The sequence below is a fragment of the Nonomuraea sp. ZG12 genome (assembly GCF_052068115.1).
Classification (GTDB): domain Bacteria; phylum Actinomycetota; class Actinomycetes; order Streptosporangiales; family Streptosporangiaceae; genus Nonomuraea.
In genome coordinates, this window is the sequence record NZ_JBQHCW010000006.1 from 257580 (window position 1) to 271558 (window position 13979).

The 13979-nt window shown below is 71.3% G+C and carries 13 protein-coding genes; 7 read left to right on the forward strand and 6 right to left on the reverse strand.

The window, feature by feature from the left end:
* Nucleotides 1-7: 7 nt before the first annotated feature.
* Nucleotides 8-334, reverse strand: coding sequence for a DUF1330 domain-containing protein (locus ACTMTF_RS19810; protein ID WP_441111997.1), 327 nt, complete (start codon nt 332-334; stop codon nt 8-10).
* Nucleotides 335-404: 70 nt separating this feature from the next.
* On the opposite strand from ACTMTF_RS19810, the gene ACTMTF_RS19815 reads away from it, so the two are divergent.
* Nucleotides 405-1118: a TetR/AcrR family transcriptional regulator gene (locus tag ACTMTF_RS19815; protein ID WP_441111998.1), complete on the forward strand. Its 714-nt coding sequence runs from the start codon at nt 405-407 to the stop codon at nt 1116-1118.
* Between the two features lie 63 nt (nt 1119-1181).
* On the opposite strand, the gene ACTMTF_RS19820 is transcribed toward ACTMTF_RS19815, so the two are convergent.
* The gene (locus tag ACTMTF_RS19820) at nt 1182-1919 is read right to left on the reverse strand and encodes a TetR/AcrR family transcriptional regulator (protein ID WP_441111999.1); all 738 of its coding nucleotides are present in this window, start codon (nt 1917-1919) and stop codon (nt 1182-1184) included.
* 91 nt (nt 1920-2010) lie between these two features.
* Between ACTMTF_RS19820 and ACTMTF_RS19825 the strand changes: the two genes are divergently transcribed.
* Both ACTMTF_RS19825 and ACTMTF_RS19830 read left to right on the forward strand, forming a co-directional pair.
* On the forward strand, nt 2011-3573 hold the full coding sequence (locus tag ACTMTF_RS19825; RefSeq protein ID WP_441112000.1) for an FAD-dependent monooxygenase: 1563 nt from the start codon (nt 2011-2013) through the stop codon (nt 3571-3573).
* Nucleotides 3563-4027: a nuclear transport factor 2 family protein gene (locus tag ACTMTF_RS19830; RefSeq protein ID WP_441112001.1), complete on the forward strand. Its 465-nt coding sequence runs from the start codon at nt 3563-3565 to the stop codon at nt 4025-4027. Before ACTMTF_RS19825 ends, ACTMTF_RS19830 begins: the two co-directional genes overlap by 11 nt.
* A 76-nt stretch (nt 4028-4103) precedes the next feature.
* Here the strand turns inward: ACTMTF_RS19830 and ACTMTF_RS19835 are convergent, their stop codons facing one another.
* Nucleotides 4104-5687, reverse strand: coding sequence for a penicillin-binding transpeptidase domain-containing protein (locus tag ACTMTF_RS19835; protein ID WP_441112002.1), 1584 nt, complete (start codon nt 5685-5687; stop codon nt 4104-4106).
* A 108-nt stretch (nt 5688-5795) separates the two neighbouring features.
* On the opposite strand from ACTMTF_RS19835, the gene ACTMTF_RS19840 reads away from it, so the two are divergent.
* From ACTMTF_RS19840 to ACTMTF_RS19850, 3 genes are read left to right on the forward strand one after another with little or no spacing between them, the layout of a single operon-like run.
* Entirely contained in the window at nt 5796-6713 is a 918-nt protein-coding gene (locus tag ACTMTF_RS19840) for a LysR family transcriptional regulator (protein ID WP_441112003.1), read from the forward strand.
* Nucleotides 6710-7612, forward strand: coding sequence for a serine hydrolase (locus ACTMTF_RS19845; protein WP_441112004.1), 903 nt, complete (start codon nt 6710-6712; stop codon nt 7610-7612). Before ACTMTF_RS19840 ends, ACTMTF_RS19845 begins: the two co-directional genes overlap by 4 nt.
* A 58-nt stretch (nt 7613-7670) precedes the next feature.
* Nucleotides 7671-9632 (forward strand): acetoacetate--CoA ligase, encoded by a 1962-nt coding sequence (locus ACTMTF_RS19850; RefSeq protein WP_441112005.1) that lies wholly within the window; start codon nt 7671-7673, stop codon nt 9630-9632.
* Between the two features lie 88 nt (nt 9633-9720).
* On the opposite strand, the gene ACTMTF_RS19855 is transcribed toward ACTMTF_RS19850, so the two are convergent.
* On the reverse strand, nt 9721-10632 hold the full coding sequence (locus ACTMTF_RS19855) for an NADP-dependent oxidoreductase (protein ID WP_441112006.1): 912 nt from the start codon (nt 10630-10632) through the stop codon (nt 9721-9723).
* A 106-nt stretch (nt 10633-10738) separates the two neighbouring features.
* On the opposite strand from ACTMTF_RS19855, the gene ACTMTF_RS19860 reads away from it, so the two are divergent.
* A complete protein-coding gene (locus ACTMTF_RS19860) occupies nt 10739-11662 on the forward strand; it encodes an AraC family transcriptional regulator (RefSeq protein WP_441112007.1) in 924 nt (307 codons plus the stop codon).
* Here the strand turns inward: ACTMTF_RS19860 and ACTMTF_RS19865 are convergent.
* Entirely contained in the window at nt 11659-13140 is a 1482-nt protein-coding gene (locus tag ACTMTF_RS19865; protein WP_441112008.1) for an NADH-ubiquinone oxidoreductase-F iron-sulfur binding region domain-containing protein, read from the reverse strand. The two genes, ACTMTF_RS19860 and ACTMTF_RS19865, sit on opposite strands and share 4 nt — an antisense overlap.
* Before the next feature lie 29 nt (nt 13141-13169).
* Complete coding sequence (locus tag ACTMTF_RS19870) at nt 13170-13949, reverse strand: hypothetical protein (protein WP_441112009.1); 780 nt, start codon at nt 13947-13949, stop codon at nt 13170-13172.
* Nucleotides 13950-13979 lie beyond the last annotated feature (30 nt).

The window sequence follows — 13979 nt, forward strand, 5'->3', positions numbered from 1 at the left end:
TTTCTGGTCACCGCGCCGGCGAGGCCGGGAGGGAGAAGCCCTCGGGCGGCGAGCCCTCGGCGAACAGCATCCGCACCCGGGCCGCACCCTTTCGTATCTCCCGGGCCCGCCGGTACTCGGGAGAGTCGTACCACTCCCGGATCCGGTCCATGTCGGGGAACTCGATGATCAGGAGCCGGGAGAAGTCCCAGGCGCCCTCGACCGGCTCGGGCGTAGGGCCTGCCACGAGGTAACGCCCGCCGTGGCTGAGGATGGACGGCTGGGCCACGGCGGCGTAGGCCAGGGCGGCCTCCTGGTCGAGCACGTCGACTCCGACGATGACGTAAGCGGACATGAGCTCTCCTTTGGACACGGCGTGTACTTTTGTCACGCCGAGGATTAATGTACTCCTGTAACCTGCCGACGTGAGCAAGGACGCGGTGATGAGCCGCCGGGAGCGCCTGCGGGCGGAGACGAGCCGGGAGATCAAGGCCATCGCCCTGCGGCAGCTGGCCGACGGAGGACCGGGGGCGATCTCGCTGCGCGGCATCGCCCGCGAGATGGGGATGACCGCACGCGCGATCTACAGCTATTTCCCCACCCGGGACGACCTGATCACGGCGCTCATCAGCGGGATCGCCGTCTCGCTCGCGGAGGCGGTGGAGACCGCCAGCAACGGCGTGCCCGACACCGATCCCGGCGGCAGGCTGATGGCCTGGGGGCAAGCCCTGAGGGAATGGGCGCTGGCTCACCCGGAGAGCTTCCGCCTCTTCTACGGCCATCCCATCCCCGGCTACCAGCCCCCCGAGGACGGGCCGGTGGACCGGACGGCACGCCGGGTGTGCCGCGACCTCACCCGCCTGGTGGCCGTCGCATGGCCCCACGCCCGGCGCCACCAGCCTGATGACACCTCCTGGTCCGACCTTCACCCGGACTACGTCGCGAAGATCCAGGCGGACCTCCCGGACGTGCCACCCGCCGCGGCGGCGCTCGCGCTGCGCGTCTGGGGCCGCATGCACGGCCTGGTGGCCCTGGAGATCGACGGCCATATCCATCCCGTCGCGGGCAACCCGGCCGCACTGCACCGCGCCGAGATGCTCGACCTGGTCAGGTCACTGGGTTTGGCCGAGCGCCCGTAGCCGCCGGGCGGTCCTGGGCGGGAAGATCCGCGGTGAGTCCGAGGCCGGATGACCGTCGAAGATCTACTCGGGAGCGGGGGGCCGTGACGCGGTGGGTGGGTGGAGGGTGGTGATGCCGGTGAGGACGAGGTCGATGCCGGTGCGGAATTGTTCGCGGTCGTCGTGCTCGCGCATCTGGTCGGCGATGGCCCGGATGAACGGGTAGTCGTCAGGGTCGAGGTCCTGCCATGCCCTGGATGCGGTGGTGAGGAACTCGGCGCGGTCCGCTTCGGAGGCGGGGACGCCGGAGCTCTGGGACGTCTGGGCGGTGGCGCCGAGGATGTAGTGGACCAGCGTCGAGGTCGTGGCGAACCAGTCGCCTCGCGGCACGCCCAGCGCGCGGACCGGCCGGCCGATGCTTTCGAAGATCCGCAATGTGACCGGCCCCCAGGGATTGCGGGTGAGCTGCACCGCTAGCTGGGTGGCGAGCCAGGGGTGCTCGGTGACCGCGTCGAACAGGCCGAGTGCGACGGCGCGGATCTCCTCCTGGGACGCACCGGCTTCGGTGGCTTCCGCGCGTCCGGCGGGCTGGGTGGCCAGGGCGGCGGCGACGACGGCGTCGGCCGCGGCCTCCAGCAGCTCGTCCATGTTGCCGATGTGCCAGTAGATCGCGCCGGGCCCGGTGGCCAGCCGGCCGGTCAGCGCCCGGACCGTCAGGGCGCCCTCGCCCGCCGCGTCCAGCAGCTCGACAGCGGTCTCGACGATGCGCTCCCGGGTGAGCACCTGCCTGCGTCGCTGCGATTGACGTGTCCGTACGTCCATGCCTGACATTCTGGCATGATCTGGAGCACCGATCCAACATGGAGTAATGTTCCATCATTGGAGCAGCGCTCCACAATGGAGGAGGATCAACGTGTACGACGTGGTGATCGTGGGTGCCGGCCCGGTGGGCCTGTTCCTTGCCGGTGAGCTCGCGCTGGCGGACTGCTCGGTCCTGGTGCTGGAGCGGGACCAGGAGCCGACCTCTCCGTGGAAGGCGCTCCCGCTGGGGATGCGGGGCCTGAACGCCGGCTCCGTAGAGACGTTCTACCGCCGCGGGATGCTGGAAGAGCTGCTGAAAGCCTCGGGCGCCGACGGGGAACGGATCGGCGCGGACCCCGACGCGTACGAGCCGCCGCCTCCTCGTGACGTGAGCCACTTCGCGGGCATGCGGCTCGACCCGGCCGGCATCGACACCACCGCCCTCCCGTTCCGGCTGCCCGGCCCGGCGATGGAGGGCATGATGACCAGCCTCGACGCGGTCGGGACGGTGCTGGCCGAGCGGGCGACCAGGCTCGGCGTGCGGATCCTGCGGGGCGTTCCCGCCGAGGCCGTGACCCAGGACGGCGACACCGTCGTCACCCGGGCCGGCGGGCGCGACCACCAGGCGCGCTGGCTCGTGGGATGCGACGGCGGACGCAGCACGGTGCGTGAACTGGCGGGTTTCGACTTCGCCGGCACCGAACCGCTGTTCACCGGCTACGCCGCCCGCGTCACTTTCGCCGATCCGGAGAAGCTGGACCTGGGCTTCAACCTGACGCCGACCGGCATGTACCTGCGGACGCCCTTCGAGGGACACCTGGGCATGATGGACTTCGACGGTGGCGCCTTCGACCGCTCGCAGTCGCTGTCGCGCGAGCACCTCCAGACGGTCCTGCGCCGGGTCTCCGGCACCGACGCGACACTCACCGAGGTCCATCTCGCCTCCAGCTTCACCGACCGCGCGATGCAGACCACGACCTACCGGAACGGCCGCATCCTGCTCGCCGGCGACGCCGCCCACATCCACTCCCCGCTCGGCGGCCAGGGCCTCAACCTCGGCATCGGCGACGCCATGAACCTCGGCTGGAAACTCGCCGCCACCGTCCACGGCACCGCACCAGAGGGCCTGCTCGACACCTACACCGCCGAACGCCACCCCGTCGGCGCGGCGATCCTCGACTGGTCACGCGCCCAGGTCGCGACCATGAACCCCGGCCCCAACGCCCCGGCCCTGCGACGGCTGGTCCACGACCTGCTCGACACCCGCGACGGGACCACCCACGTGTTCCGCAGCACCTCAGGACTGTCCCACCGCTACGACCTGGGCAGCGACCGGCCACTCGTCGGCCGGACCGCCCCGGACTTCCGTCTCGCCGACGGCACCCGCCTCGGCGACCTGCTGCGAGAAGGACACGGCGTCGCCCTCGACTTCACCACCGGCCAGCGCCTGCACGACGCGGCGATGAGCTGGAAGGGCCGGATCCGCTATGGGGCCGGGCCGGTGCGCAACGACCTCGGATTCGGCGCCCTGCTGATCCGGCCCGACGGCATCGTCGCCTGGACCGACGACCATGACCCCGACCACGCGGCGTTCCGGCACGCCGCGACCCACTGGTTCGGCGCCCCGACACCCATCCACCCCGATTCCGAAGAAGGGAAACACCATGCTGAGTGAAACCCCGACCCAGCCCGAGCTGAACAAGGAAGTGGTCCGCCGCTTCTACGAAGCCGTTCTCCGAGTACCCGGCGGCCCGGACTTCGCAACGATCAAAGAGCTGACCGACGAGCAGGAGATCGAGCTCAACTGGGGCCACCCCGACAGCGGCGTCCACAGGGGAGCCGCCATCGGGCCGGCGCGGCATCGGATGCACGAGCTGACCGGGTTGGACATCTCAGCCATCAGCATCGACGAGCTCATTGCCGACGGTCCCACGCGCGTGCTGGTGGTGGCCACGAACAGTGGCACGGATATCCACCGCAACCCGTGGAGGATGACCGTTCTCGAACTGGTCGACGTGGTGAACGGCAAGATCACCAAAAAGCGTTCCTTCTACCAGGACACCGCGCTGCTACGGGACATCTCACTCGAACGCGAGGCGGCACTCGCGCACAACGGCGCCAACCCGTGAACGATCCCGGTCCTGACAGGCGACGTCCAGGACGAGCAGGTCGTCCGGGCTGTCGTCACGGCCGATTGAGCGGCGGTCAGGGGAGTTCGGCGAGGAAGCGGGCGGCGATCGGGGCCGCGACCGCGGAGCCCGCGCCGCCGCCCTCCACGACCACCGCGAACGCCACGTCGTCCCGGTAGCCGATGAACCATGAGTGCGCGGGCGGCTCCTTGCCGGACCCGTACTCCGCCGTGCCGGTCTTGCCCGCCGTGCCGTCGGGGAAGCGTACGGCGTGGGCGGTGCCGTCGGTGACGACGGCGGGCATGAGCTCGCGCAGCGCGTTCACCACCTCCTTCTCCAACGGGCGCGGTCGCAGCGTGCGGTCGGGCACGATCTCTTCGGGGACGATCCGGGGTGGGCGCCAGGCGCCGTCGGCGATGGCGGCCGCGACCGAGGCCATGTTCAGCGGGCTCGCGAGCACCCGGCCCTGCCCGATGGCGGCCGAGGCGAGGTCGGTGTCGTCCTTGGGGGCGGGGAACTCGGCCCGTACGGCGGGCACCCCCGGCGCGATCACGGCGCCGAAGCCGAAGCTCTCGGCCACCTTCGCCAGCCGCTCCTTGCCCAGATCGGACACGCCCATCGCGCCGAAGGTGGTGTTGCACGAGTGCGCGAAGGCGTCCCGGAACGGCAGCGTGCCGTAGTCCTTGAAGCCGGCGTTGTGGAAGGGGAAGCCGCCGATGTTCTGCTCGGCGGGGCAGGCAACCCGTTCGCCCGGCTCCAGCCCCTCGGCGACCAGCGCGGAGGCGGTGACGACCTTGAACGTCGAGCCGGGCGGATACTTGCCGAGCAGGGCGCGGTTGAACCCGCCCGGCTTGTTCACCACGGCCAGGATCTCGCCGGTCGAGGGCCGGACGGCGACCAGCGAGGCGGGCTTGGCCGCGGCCGTGATCGCGGTGGCCCCGGCCTGGTGCACCTTGAGGTCGATGGTGGTGCGCAGCGGCTCCTTGCCGGGCGTCTTGAGCAGGGTCTTGACGGTGTCGTCGCCCTCGAACAGGTCGATCCTGGACCGGGCGTACGCGCCGAACCGGTCCGGGTAGGTCTGCTTGATCCCCTCGATGAGCTGCTGCACCGAGCCGGGGGCGTCCGGGGTGTCGATCCGGCTGCCGTCGGCGGCCAGCACCTGGGTCACCGCGGCCTTGTCCTGGACCAGCCGGATCGTCCTGCCCTTGGTGAGCTCGGGGTGGATGGCCGCCGGGGTCCAGTCGATCTTCCAAGTACGGTCCCGCTCGACGAACTTGAGCCGCCCGCCGTAGGTCCAGTCGATCACCCCGCTGAGCACGGCCTTGAAGGAGACGGTGTCCTCCGCGCTGGAGGCGAAGACGCCGCTGGGCACGTGCCGTTCGAAGGAGGCTCGTTCGACCTTGAGATTCTTGAGGAAGAGCCGGTGGGTGCGCTCGAAGTCGGCGGACGGCTCGGCCACCAGCTCACGCATCGCGTCGTAGTCCTGGGCGGCCCACGCCCGCAGGTAGGCGTCGGCGACCTTCTCGGGCGAGCCGTTCGTCCGCAGCAGCCAGATGACGCCGGCCGCGACGACCGTCGGCACCAGCAGTGCGGCGCAGACCAGGGGCCACCGGCGCCGTTTTCGCCGGTGAGGCCGCTCCGGCCGTAGCTGTGCGTACATTGCCCCCGTTTGTGATGACATGCGTCAGAGGACAGCAGAGCTGGACCGAAGATGTCCAATACTGATATAAGGCACACATCCATATAAATCTGGCTATAGTCGCTGGTTGTGGACCTGGTCCGGCATTTGCGCTACTTCACGGTGGTCGCGGAAGAACTGCACTTCGGCAACGCCGCGATCCGGCTCGGCATGGCCCAGCCGCCGCTCAGCCAGCGCATCAAGCGGTTGGAGGAGGAGCTCGGCGTGCGGCTGTTCGACCGCTCGTCCCGCCAGGTCAGGCTGACCGAGGCGGGCAGACTCCTGCTCGGTGAGGCCAGGGAGATCGTGACCAGAGTGGACCGCCTGCACGAGCTGGTCCGCCACGGCGAGGGGGCCGTCCTGAAGATCGGGGTCCCGCCCGACCTGGCCGCCGTGGTGATCGCCGGGCTGGTCGAGGGGTTCCGCGCGAGCCACCCGGAGGTACGGCTCGCGCCGGCGGAGATCTGGACGGCCGACCAGGTGAGCGCGCTGGCCGAGGGCGCGATCGACGTCGGTGTGGTACGCCATCCGGTCAGCGCTCCCGGCCTGCGCTTCGGCCCGATGCTGGTGCAGCCGCAGGGGGTGCTGCTGGCCTCCGGTGACCCGCTGGCCGGCAGAGGCGAGGTGCACTTGGCCGACCTGGCGGGGCGGGAGCTGCTGATGCCGCCCCGGGAGGGGGAGCCGGGCATGCACGCGGAGGTCCTGGCCGAGTGCCGCCGGCACGGCTACGTGCCCGCCCAGGTGCACCAGGGCGCCGGGCTCGGGCTGGTGCTGGCGGGGGTCGCGGTGGCGTTCGGGCCCAAGGTGGAGCAGCCGGGGCTGGCCTGGCGGCCGCTGCTAGGCTCGCCGCTCGTCTGCCGGGTCTCCACCGCCTGGCGGGCGGCCACGACGGCGGTGACCGGCTTCTCCGCGGTGGCCGTACGGACTCTGAAGGAGCGCGCCGGGATGACGGACGAGGGAGCCGCCCCGGTGCGGCGGGTGAGCCGGAGGCCGGGGATGCTGGCATGAGCGGCCTGGATCCGAAGATCCCGGGCCTGGCGGCCGTGCGCCCGGAGGCTCCTGACCTGGAGGCGGTGTTCCGTGCGGCCGGGGTGCGTGGCCGGCTGTTCGCCGTCGACATCGACACCGGCCGGGAGCTGGCGCACGGCGCCGACGAGCCGATGCCGACGGCGTCGATGTTCAAGGTGCCGCTGCTGGTGGAGTTCTGCAGGCAGGCCGACGCCGGGCTGCTGGATCCGCGGAGCCGGGTGACGGTGACCGCGGCCGAGCGGGTCGGCGGGCCGACGGGGATCTCCTCGATGCTCGACGACGTGACGATCTCGCTGCGCGACCTGGCCTACCTGATGATCGCGGTGAGCGACAACACCTCGGCCGACATCCTGCTCGCCAGGATCGGCCGCGACGCGATCAACACCATGCTGGACGGCTTCGGGCTGGTGGGCACCCGGGTGGTGCACAGCTGCCGGGAGACCAACACGAGCATGGCCGAGGACGCCGGGCACGGCTGGCCGTTCCTCGACTCCGAGGACCTGGCGCGACTGCGGGTGCTCGACCCGGCGCGCACCAACCGCAGCACCCCTCGCGAGCTGGCCGGACTGCTCGGCATGATCTGGCGCGACGAGGCCGCCTCGGCCGAATCCTGCGCGTGGATGCGCGGCGTGCTCAACCTGCAGGTCTGGCCGCACCGGCTCGCGTCCGGCTTCCCGTACGACGACGTCGGGGTCAGCGGCAAGACCGGGACACTGCCGACCCTTCGCAGCGAGGCGGGAGTGGTGGAGTATCCCGATGGGGGCCGCTACGCCGTGGCGGTCTCGACCCGTTCGTTCAGCAGCGCGCTCAACCAGCCGCGCGCCGACGCGGTGATCGGCACGGCCGCGCGTATGGCGGTGGACCACCTACGCAGGTAGCGAGTTGTGTGGGTAGACGGGTATGACTTCCTCCTACCAGGCCGACAGGATGGGGCACATGGTTGCTGAAGGTGCACTTCTCTGGGAACCCACCGATGAGATCGTCGCTCGCGCCAAGCTGACTCGGTACATGGACTCGCTCGGGCGCGCCGGGGCGGGTTACGAGGAGGTGTGGCAGTGGTCCGTGGACCGTCCGGCGGAGTTCTGGACGACGATCTGGGAGTACTTCGACGTGCTCGGGGACCGGGCTGACGGGCCCGTCGTCACGGGGGCGATGCCGGGGGCCGAGTGGTTCGCCGGCAGCACCGTCAACTACGCCGAGAACGCGCTGCGCCGCACCGAGGGCGTCGCGGCGGTCTTCGTCTCCGAGGACGGCGCCCGCCAGGAGCTGACCTGGGCCGCGCTCCGCGACGACGTCGCCCGCGTCCGGGCCGGCCTGGTGCGGCTCGGCGTCCAGCGCGGCGACCGGGTGGCCGGCTACCTGCCGAACATCCCGCAGGCGCTGATCGCCTTCCTCGCCACCGCCTCCCTGGGCGCCATCTGGTCGGCGGGCTCGCCCGACTTCGGCGTGCCGAGCATCATCGACCGGTTCAAGCAGATCGAGCCCAAGGTGCTGATCGCGGTCGACGGCTACCACTACAACGGCAAGAGCTACGACCGCTCGGCCGCCGTCAACGAGATCGCCGCCGGGCTGCCCACCTTGCGCGCCACCGTGTGGATCCCGTACCTGAGCGCGGTGGAGGAGGGTCGGCCGCCGCAGCGGGCCGAGCCCACCCCCGCCGACACGCGGGAGCTGCCGCACGGTGAGGTGATCGGCTGGGAGGGGCTGCGCGCGGAGAGCGCGCCGCTGGAGTTCGACCGGGTGCCGTTCGACCACCCGCTGTGGATCCTCTACTCCAGCGGCACGACCGGGCTGCCCAAGCCCATCGTGCACGGCCACGGCGGCGTGGTCCTCGAACACCTCAAGTCGCTCTCCTTCCACCAGGACCTGGGGGAGGGGGACGTGTTCTTCTGGTACACCACCACGGGCTGGATGATGTGGAACTACCTCATCGGCGCCCTGCTGGTGGGGGCCACGCCGGTGCTGTACGACGGCTCGGCCACACATCCCTCGGCCGCCGCCCTGTGGCGGATCGCGGCGTCGGAGGGGGTCACCTACTTCGGCGTCGGCGCGCCGTACATCATGGCGTCGATGAAGGCGGGGGTCGTCCCGGAAGGGCTGGACAGGCTGCGGGGGATCGGCTCGACCGGCTCGCCGCTGCCGCCGGAGGGGTTCGCGTGGGCGGCCGAGCGGCTGCCCGGGATCCCGCTCGGGTCGTTCTCCGGTGGCACCGACGTCTGCACCGGGTTCGTCGGCGCCACCGTGCTGCACCCGATCAGGGCCGGGATCATCCCGTGCCGGTCGCTGGGGGCCAAGGTGGAGTCGTTCGACCCGACCGGCAAGCCGGTCGTCGGCGAGGTCGGGGAGCTGGTGCTGACCCAGCCGATGCCGTCGATGCCGGTGCGGTTCTGGAACGACCCCGACGGCGAGCGCTACCGGGAGAGCTACTTCGACGTCTACCCCGGCGTCTGGCGGCACGGTGACTGGATCAAGCTGAACGACGACGGCAGCTGCGTCATCTACGGCCGCTCCGACTCGACGCTCAATCGGGGCGGCGTCCGGATGGGCACCAGCGAGTTCTACCGGGTGGTCGAGCGTTTCGAGGAGGTCACCGACAGCCTGGTGATCGACACCGGCCGGCTGGGTCAGGAGGGGCGGCTGCTGCTCTTCGTGACCCTCGCCGAGGGGGTCACGCTGGACGACCGGCTGGAGCGGGCGATCTGCTCGGCCCTGCGCGACGAGCTGTCACCCCGGCACGTGCCGAACGAGATCCGCACCGTTCCCGGCATTCCCCGCACGCTGTCGGGCAAGAAGCTGGAGGTGCCGATCCGCAGGATTCTGCTGGGCACCCCGGTGGAGCAGGCGGCCAACCCCGACGCCATGGTCAACCCCGAGGTGCTGACCCACTTCAGACCCTGAGCGGCCGCAGCGCCGTGGCCCAGGAGACGAGCTGGTCGAAGATGACTCGGGCACGTCCGCGACCTTGAGCCGGCCGAGCACCTGGTGATCACGAGGTCTCCTCGGGGACGATGATGATCTTGCCGCGGGTCTGGCCGGCCTCGGCCCTGCGGTGGATCTCCGTCAGGTGGGTCAGGGGATGGGTCTCGGAGATCTCGACCATGAGCTCGCCCTTGTCGATCAGCTCGGCCATCGCGGTGAGCTGGGCCGGCTCGCTGGTGCCGACGAAGTGGTGCGCGTTCGGCGCCTCGATGGGCGTGGCCACGGTGACGACCACCCGGCCGAGCGGGGCCAGCGCCGCCGCCTCCCGCGCGGAGACGGCGGCGAGGTTGAGCACCACGTCCATGCCTCCGGGCAGCGCGGTGGCCGTGTAGTCGACGATCTCGTCGGCGCCGAGTCGGCGGACCGCCTCGGTGCTGCGCGGGCTTGCCGTGGCGATCACCGTCGCGCCCGCGTGCTTGGCGAGCTGTACGGCGAACAGGCCGATGCCGCCGCCCGCCCCGTTGATCAGCACCCGCTGCCCGGCGCCGATCCGGGCGTGGTCGAAGACCGCCTGCCAGGCCGTGAGCCCGGCGACGGGGATGGCGGCGGCATGGGCCGGTGGGATGCTCGCCGGCGCGTGGGCCAGCTCGGTCGCCGGTGCGACCACGTACTCGGCGGCGCTGCCGCTCACCAGGCCGATGACGCGGTCTCCCACGGCGAGGCCGGTAACCCCCGCGCCCAGCCCGGCGACCGTGCCCGACAGGTCCCAGCCCAGGGTGTGCGGCAGCGTCACGTCCAGCAGGCCTTGCAGGTATCCGGCACGCAGTCCGACCTCGGAGGGATTGAACGAGGTCGCGGTCACCCGGACGAGCACCTCGCCCGGCCCTGGCGACGGCCTGGGGATGTCGTCAAAGCGGATCACGCTCGCGTCGCCGTACTCGTGGATGCGCGCGGCCCTCATGGTGGCACTCGTGGGCACGAGGCTCTCCTTCCGTCGTCTGCAACCGTAGGAGAGCGTGCCGCGACATCCAATGCGTCAATGTCCAGATTTTCTACGCGATCGTCTTCCTGGTTAGACTTCCCCGGTGGATGTGCTCAGTGACGTGATCGTCGCCATGCGGGTCGGGCTGCCCAGCTCCAGCCACATCACCTGGCACGCCCCCTGGGCGCAGCGATTTCCTTCCCTGCCCGGCTCCGCCGGGTTCCAGGTGATCCTCCAGGGCTCCTGCTGGCTCATCCCCGAGGGCGGCGAGCCGATCCCGCTGAGCGTCGGCGATGTGGTGTTCTTCCCGCACGGCCACGGGTGCGTCCTGGCCGACTCGCCGTCCACGCCCGTCCCCGAGCACGACTGCGATCCCGGGGAGGAGACCGCGCTCTTCGCCTCCGCCTCGATCGCGGGCCCCGGAGCGGCGACGGTCACCCTCTGCGGCGGCTACCGGCTCGACGACGGCCGCTCCCACCCGATCCTGCGGAACCTGCCCGACCTGATCCACCTGCCTGCCCGCCTGGGCCATCACCCGGAGCTCCGCGCCGCGATCGACCTGCTCGCCACCGAGATCGGCAACCCGCGACCGGGCGCCGACACCGTCGTGGCGTCCCTGCTGGACATGCTCCTGCTCTTCATCCTGCGCGCCCACATCGACGCCCGGCCGGAGCGCTGCCAGGTCAGCGGCTGGGCGGCCGCCCTGGCGGACCCCGGCATCAGCGCGGCGCTGGACGCCGTCCACCGCGACCCCGCCCACCCGTGGACGGTGCAGTCACTCGCCGGCTGCGCGGGGCTGTCGAGGGCCGCCTTCTCCCGCCGCTTCTCGACGCTGGTGGGGCAGCCCCCGCTCGCCTATCTGACCTGGTGGCGGATGGGTCTGGCCGGTCGGCTGCTGCGCACCACCGACGCTCGGCTGAGCGAGGTGGCGACCCGCGTCGGCTACGGCTCCGAGTTCGCCTTCGCCAACGCCTTCAAGCGCGAGCACGGCCTGTCGCCGGGAAGATACCGCCGCGAGTCCTGCTAGTGCGCCTGCGCCAGGCGCAGGGCCAGCGCGGGGCACATGTCCACCGCGCGGCCGGCCTCCTTCACCATCCAGCCGGGCACCGTCTTGAACGACGGGAAGCCGTAGTCGTCCAGGCTCACGAACTCCGGCAGCAGGTGCGCGCACAGGCCGTGGCCCTGGCAACGGGTCCAGTCCACCTCCAGGCGGTACTCCGGCTCGTCCTCCCGCTCGGGCAGTGGCAAGATGCCGCGCACCGGACGGCCGCACGAGCCGTGCTCCTGGTGGAGCGCGATGTCGGATTCGAACGCGTCCAGCGTCGACAGCACGAACTTGGCGGTGCCGTCGGGATGGAAGCAGGCGCCTCTGCGCTCGACCGCGCGCACCGAGCGCCGGATGGAGTCGGTCGAGCCCGAGCCGTCGACCAGCGCGCTGAGCGCCCTGGCCACGTCGGGCAGGCCGAGGCGGCAGGGGCCGCACTGCCCGGACGACTGGGCCGCCAGGTACGCGGCGACCCTGGCGGCCTCGCCGAGCGAGCAGGTCGACTCCCCGAGCGGCACGATGATGCCGGCGCCGAGGCTGCCGCCGGCCATCTTCATGCCCTCGCGCGAGATGATGGCGGAGATGGCCGTCTCAGCGTCCAGCCACGCGCCGTGGTAGCCGCCGATCAGCACTCCGTCGCCGATCTCCGCCTCGCACATCTCGAGGACGTTGATCAGCGGAGTGCCGGTCGGGACCTCCACGACGGCGGCGTTCGCCGCTCCACCGCTCACGCTGAGCAATGTGGTGCCCGGCTCCCTGCTGGTGCCGACCCTCGCGTACTCCTCCGCGCCGAGCTCGGCGAGCACGGCGAGCTGGGTGAACGTCTCGGTGTTCGACAGCAGCGTGGGCAGTCCGTCGACGCCGCTCGTGCTCGCCCGCCGCTTCCTGCCCGGCGGCACCGCCTCCAGGCCGTTGACCGCGCGCACCAGGGCGCCGCCCTCGCCGGAGATGAACTTCTCCTGCAGGCCGACGACCCTGATGTTGATGCGGCTCTCGGCCGCGCCCGCCACGTTGGCGGCCCGCCTCTCGGCCACGGCCGCCTCGATCGAGGACTTCGCGACCTCGCCCTCGACGGTGGCGAGGACCACCTCGCGGGCGTTCAGCGCCTCGGCGGCGAGAACCGCGCCGTCGAGCACCAGATGCGGGTTGCGCACCAGCAGCATGGCGTCCTTGGAGCTGGCCGGCTCGCCCTCGGCGCCGTTGACCAGCACCACGCACTCGCCGCCGCGGGCGGCGTCGGCCACCGCCCGCAGCTTGCGCGCGAAGGGGAACGCCGCGCCGCCCCGCCCGCGCATGTCCACCTCCTCCACCAGGGCGATGATGTCGTCGAGGGTGCGTGGCACCTGGTCACCGTGCAACGTGCGGTGCGCGGGCAGGTCCAGCCGCCTGGTGTGGTCGAGTCCGGCCGTGAGCCGGGCCGGTCCCATCCGCAGCACGCGTGGCACTGAATGCGGGATCACGGCGTTCTCCTAGCGATTCTCGGGCGGGGTCATCCCGCCTCCCGGTACTTCCGCCGGGCCTCAGCGAGGCTGACCGGCGCGTTGATCCCTTCTGGCACTGCGACAGGCATGTCGCTGACCTCGGGTGCGTCCACCCACTCAGGCACTGCCGCCGGCCGGAGGAGCGTGGCCAGCACCCGCACGAGCAGGGCCGAGCCGACGGCGGCCAGGCAGGCCATGTACGACCAGGACACCCAGCTCGCCGCGAACCGGCCCGCGGTCAGCCCGTGCAGGATGGAGATCGGCCAGGACAGGTAGGCCGAGGCGTGCATCAACCGCCACAGCCACGGCCTGCCTGTCACCGCGAACCGTCCCCGGACCATGCCCGTCACCACGACCACGACCATCATGTCGAACGCCACCGTCCCGAACCCCACGTAGACCCCGGCTACGGGGATCACGGCGGCGGCCAGCGGGACGTGGTTGAGCGAGATCATGAGCGTGATGTGCGTGAGCAGGAAGGCCATCCCGGCGAACGCGGCGGCCCGGTGCGCGAACTGCGCCCGGACCCGGTTCGCCGGAGACAGGAAGACGCGCTCCGTGGTGAGCAGCCCGAGCGCGACCGTGGCGGTCAGGCTGACCAGGGCGAGCACGCCTCCGTAGTATTCGAGGAAGCTCACCCCGCGGCCGAGCAGCTGCATGCCGCGATCCGTGAGCGTCAGTGCGAACACTGACAGAAGGATCGCGGCGATCGAGGCGCTCGCCCCGAGCCGGACCTTCTTGCTGTCCAACTGGCTCGGGGCGTGCCGGGGTTGACGTCTGTGGAGCATCGATTCCCTCCATGGTCGGATGAGGGTGCG

Excerpts from the sequence above, each read along its gene's own strand:
- ACTMTF_RS19820 (WP_441111999.1), bottom strand. The coding sequence starts at position 1,919 with ATGGACGTACGGACACGTCAATCGCAGCGACGCAGGCAGGTGCTCACC.
- ACTMTF_RS19835 (WP_441112002.1), bottom strand. The coding sequence starts at position 5,687 with ATGTACGCACAGCTACGGCCGGAGCGGCCTCACCGGCGAAAACGGCGC.
- ACTMTF_RS19870 (WP_441112009.1), bottom strand. The coding sequence starts at position 13,949 with ATGCTCCACAGACGTCAACCCCGGCACGCCCCGAGCCAGTTGGACAGC.
- ACTMTF_RS19850 (WP_441112005.1), top strand. The coding sequence starts at position 7,671 with ATGGTTGCTGAAGGTGCACTTCTCTGGGAACCCACCGATGAGATCGTC.
- ACTMTF_RS19810 (WP_441111997.1), bottom strand. The coding sequence starts at position 334 with ATGTCCGCTTACGTCATCGTCGGAGTCGACGTGCTCGACCAGGAGGCC.
- ACTMTF_RS19845 (WP_441112004.1), top strand. The coding sequence starts at position 6,710 with ATGAGCGGCCTGGATCCGAAGATCCCGGGCCTGGCGGCCGTGCGCCCG.
- ACTMTF_RS19830 (WP_441112001.1), top strand. The coding sequence starts at position 3,563 with ATGCTGAGTGAAACCCCGACCCAGCCCGAGCTGAACAAGGAAGTGGTC.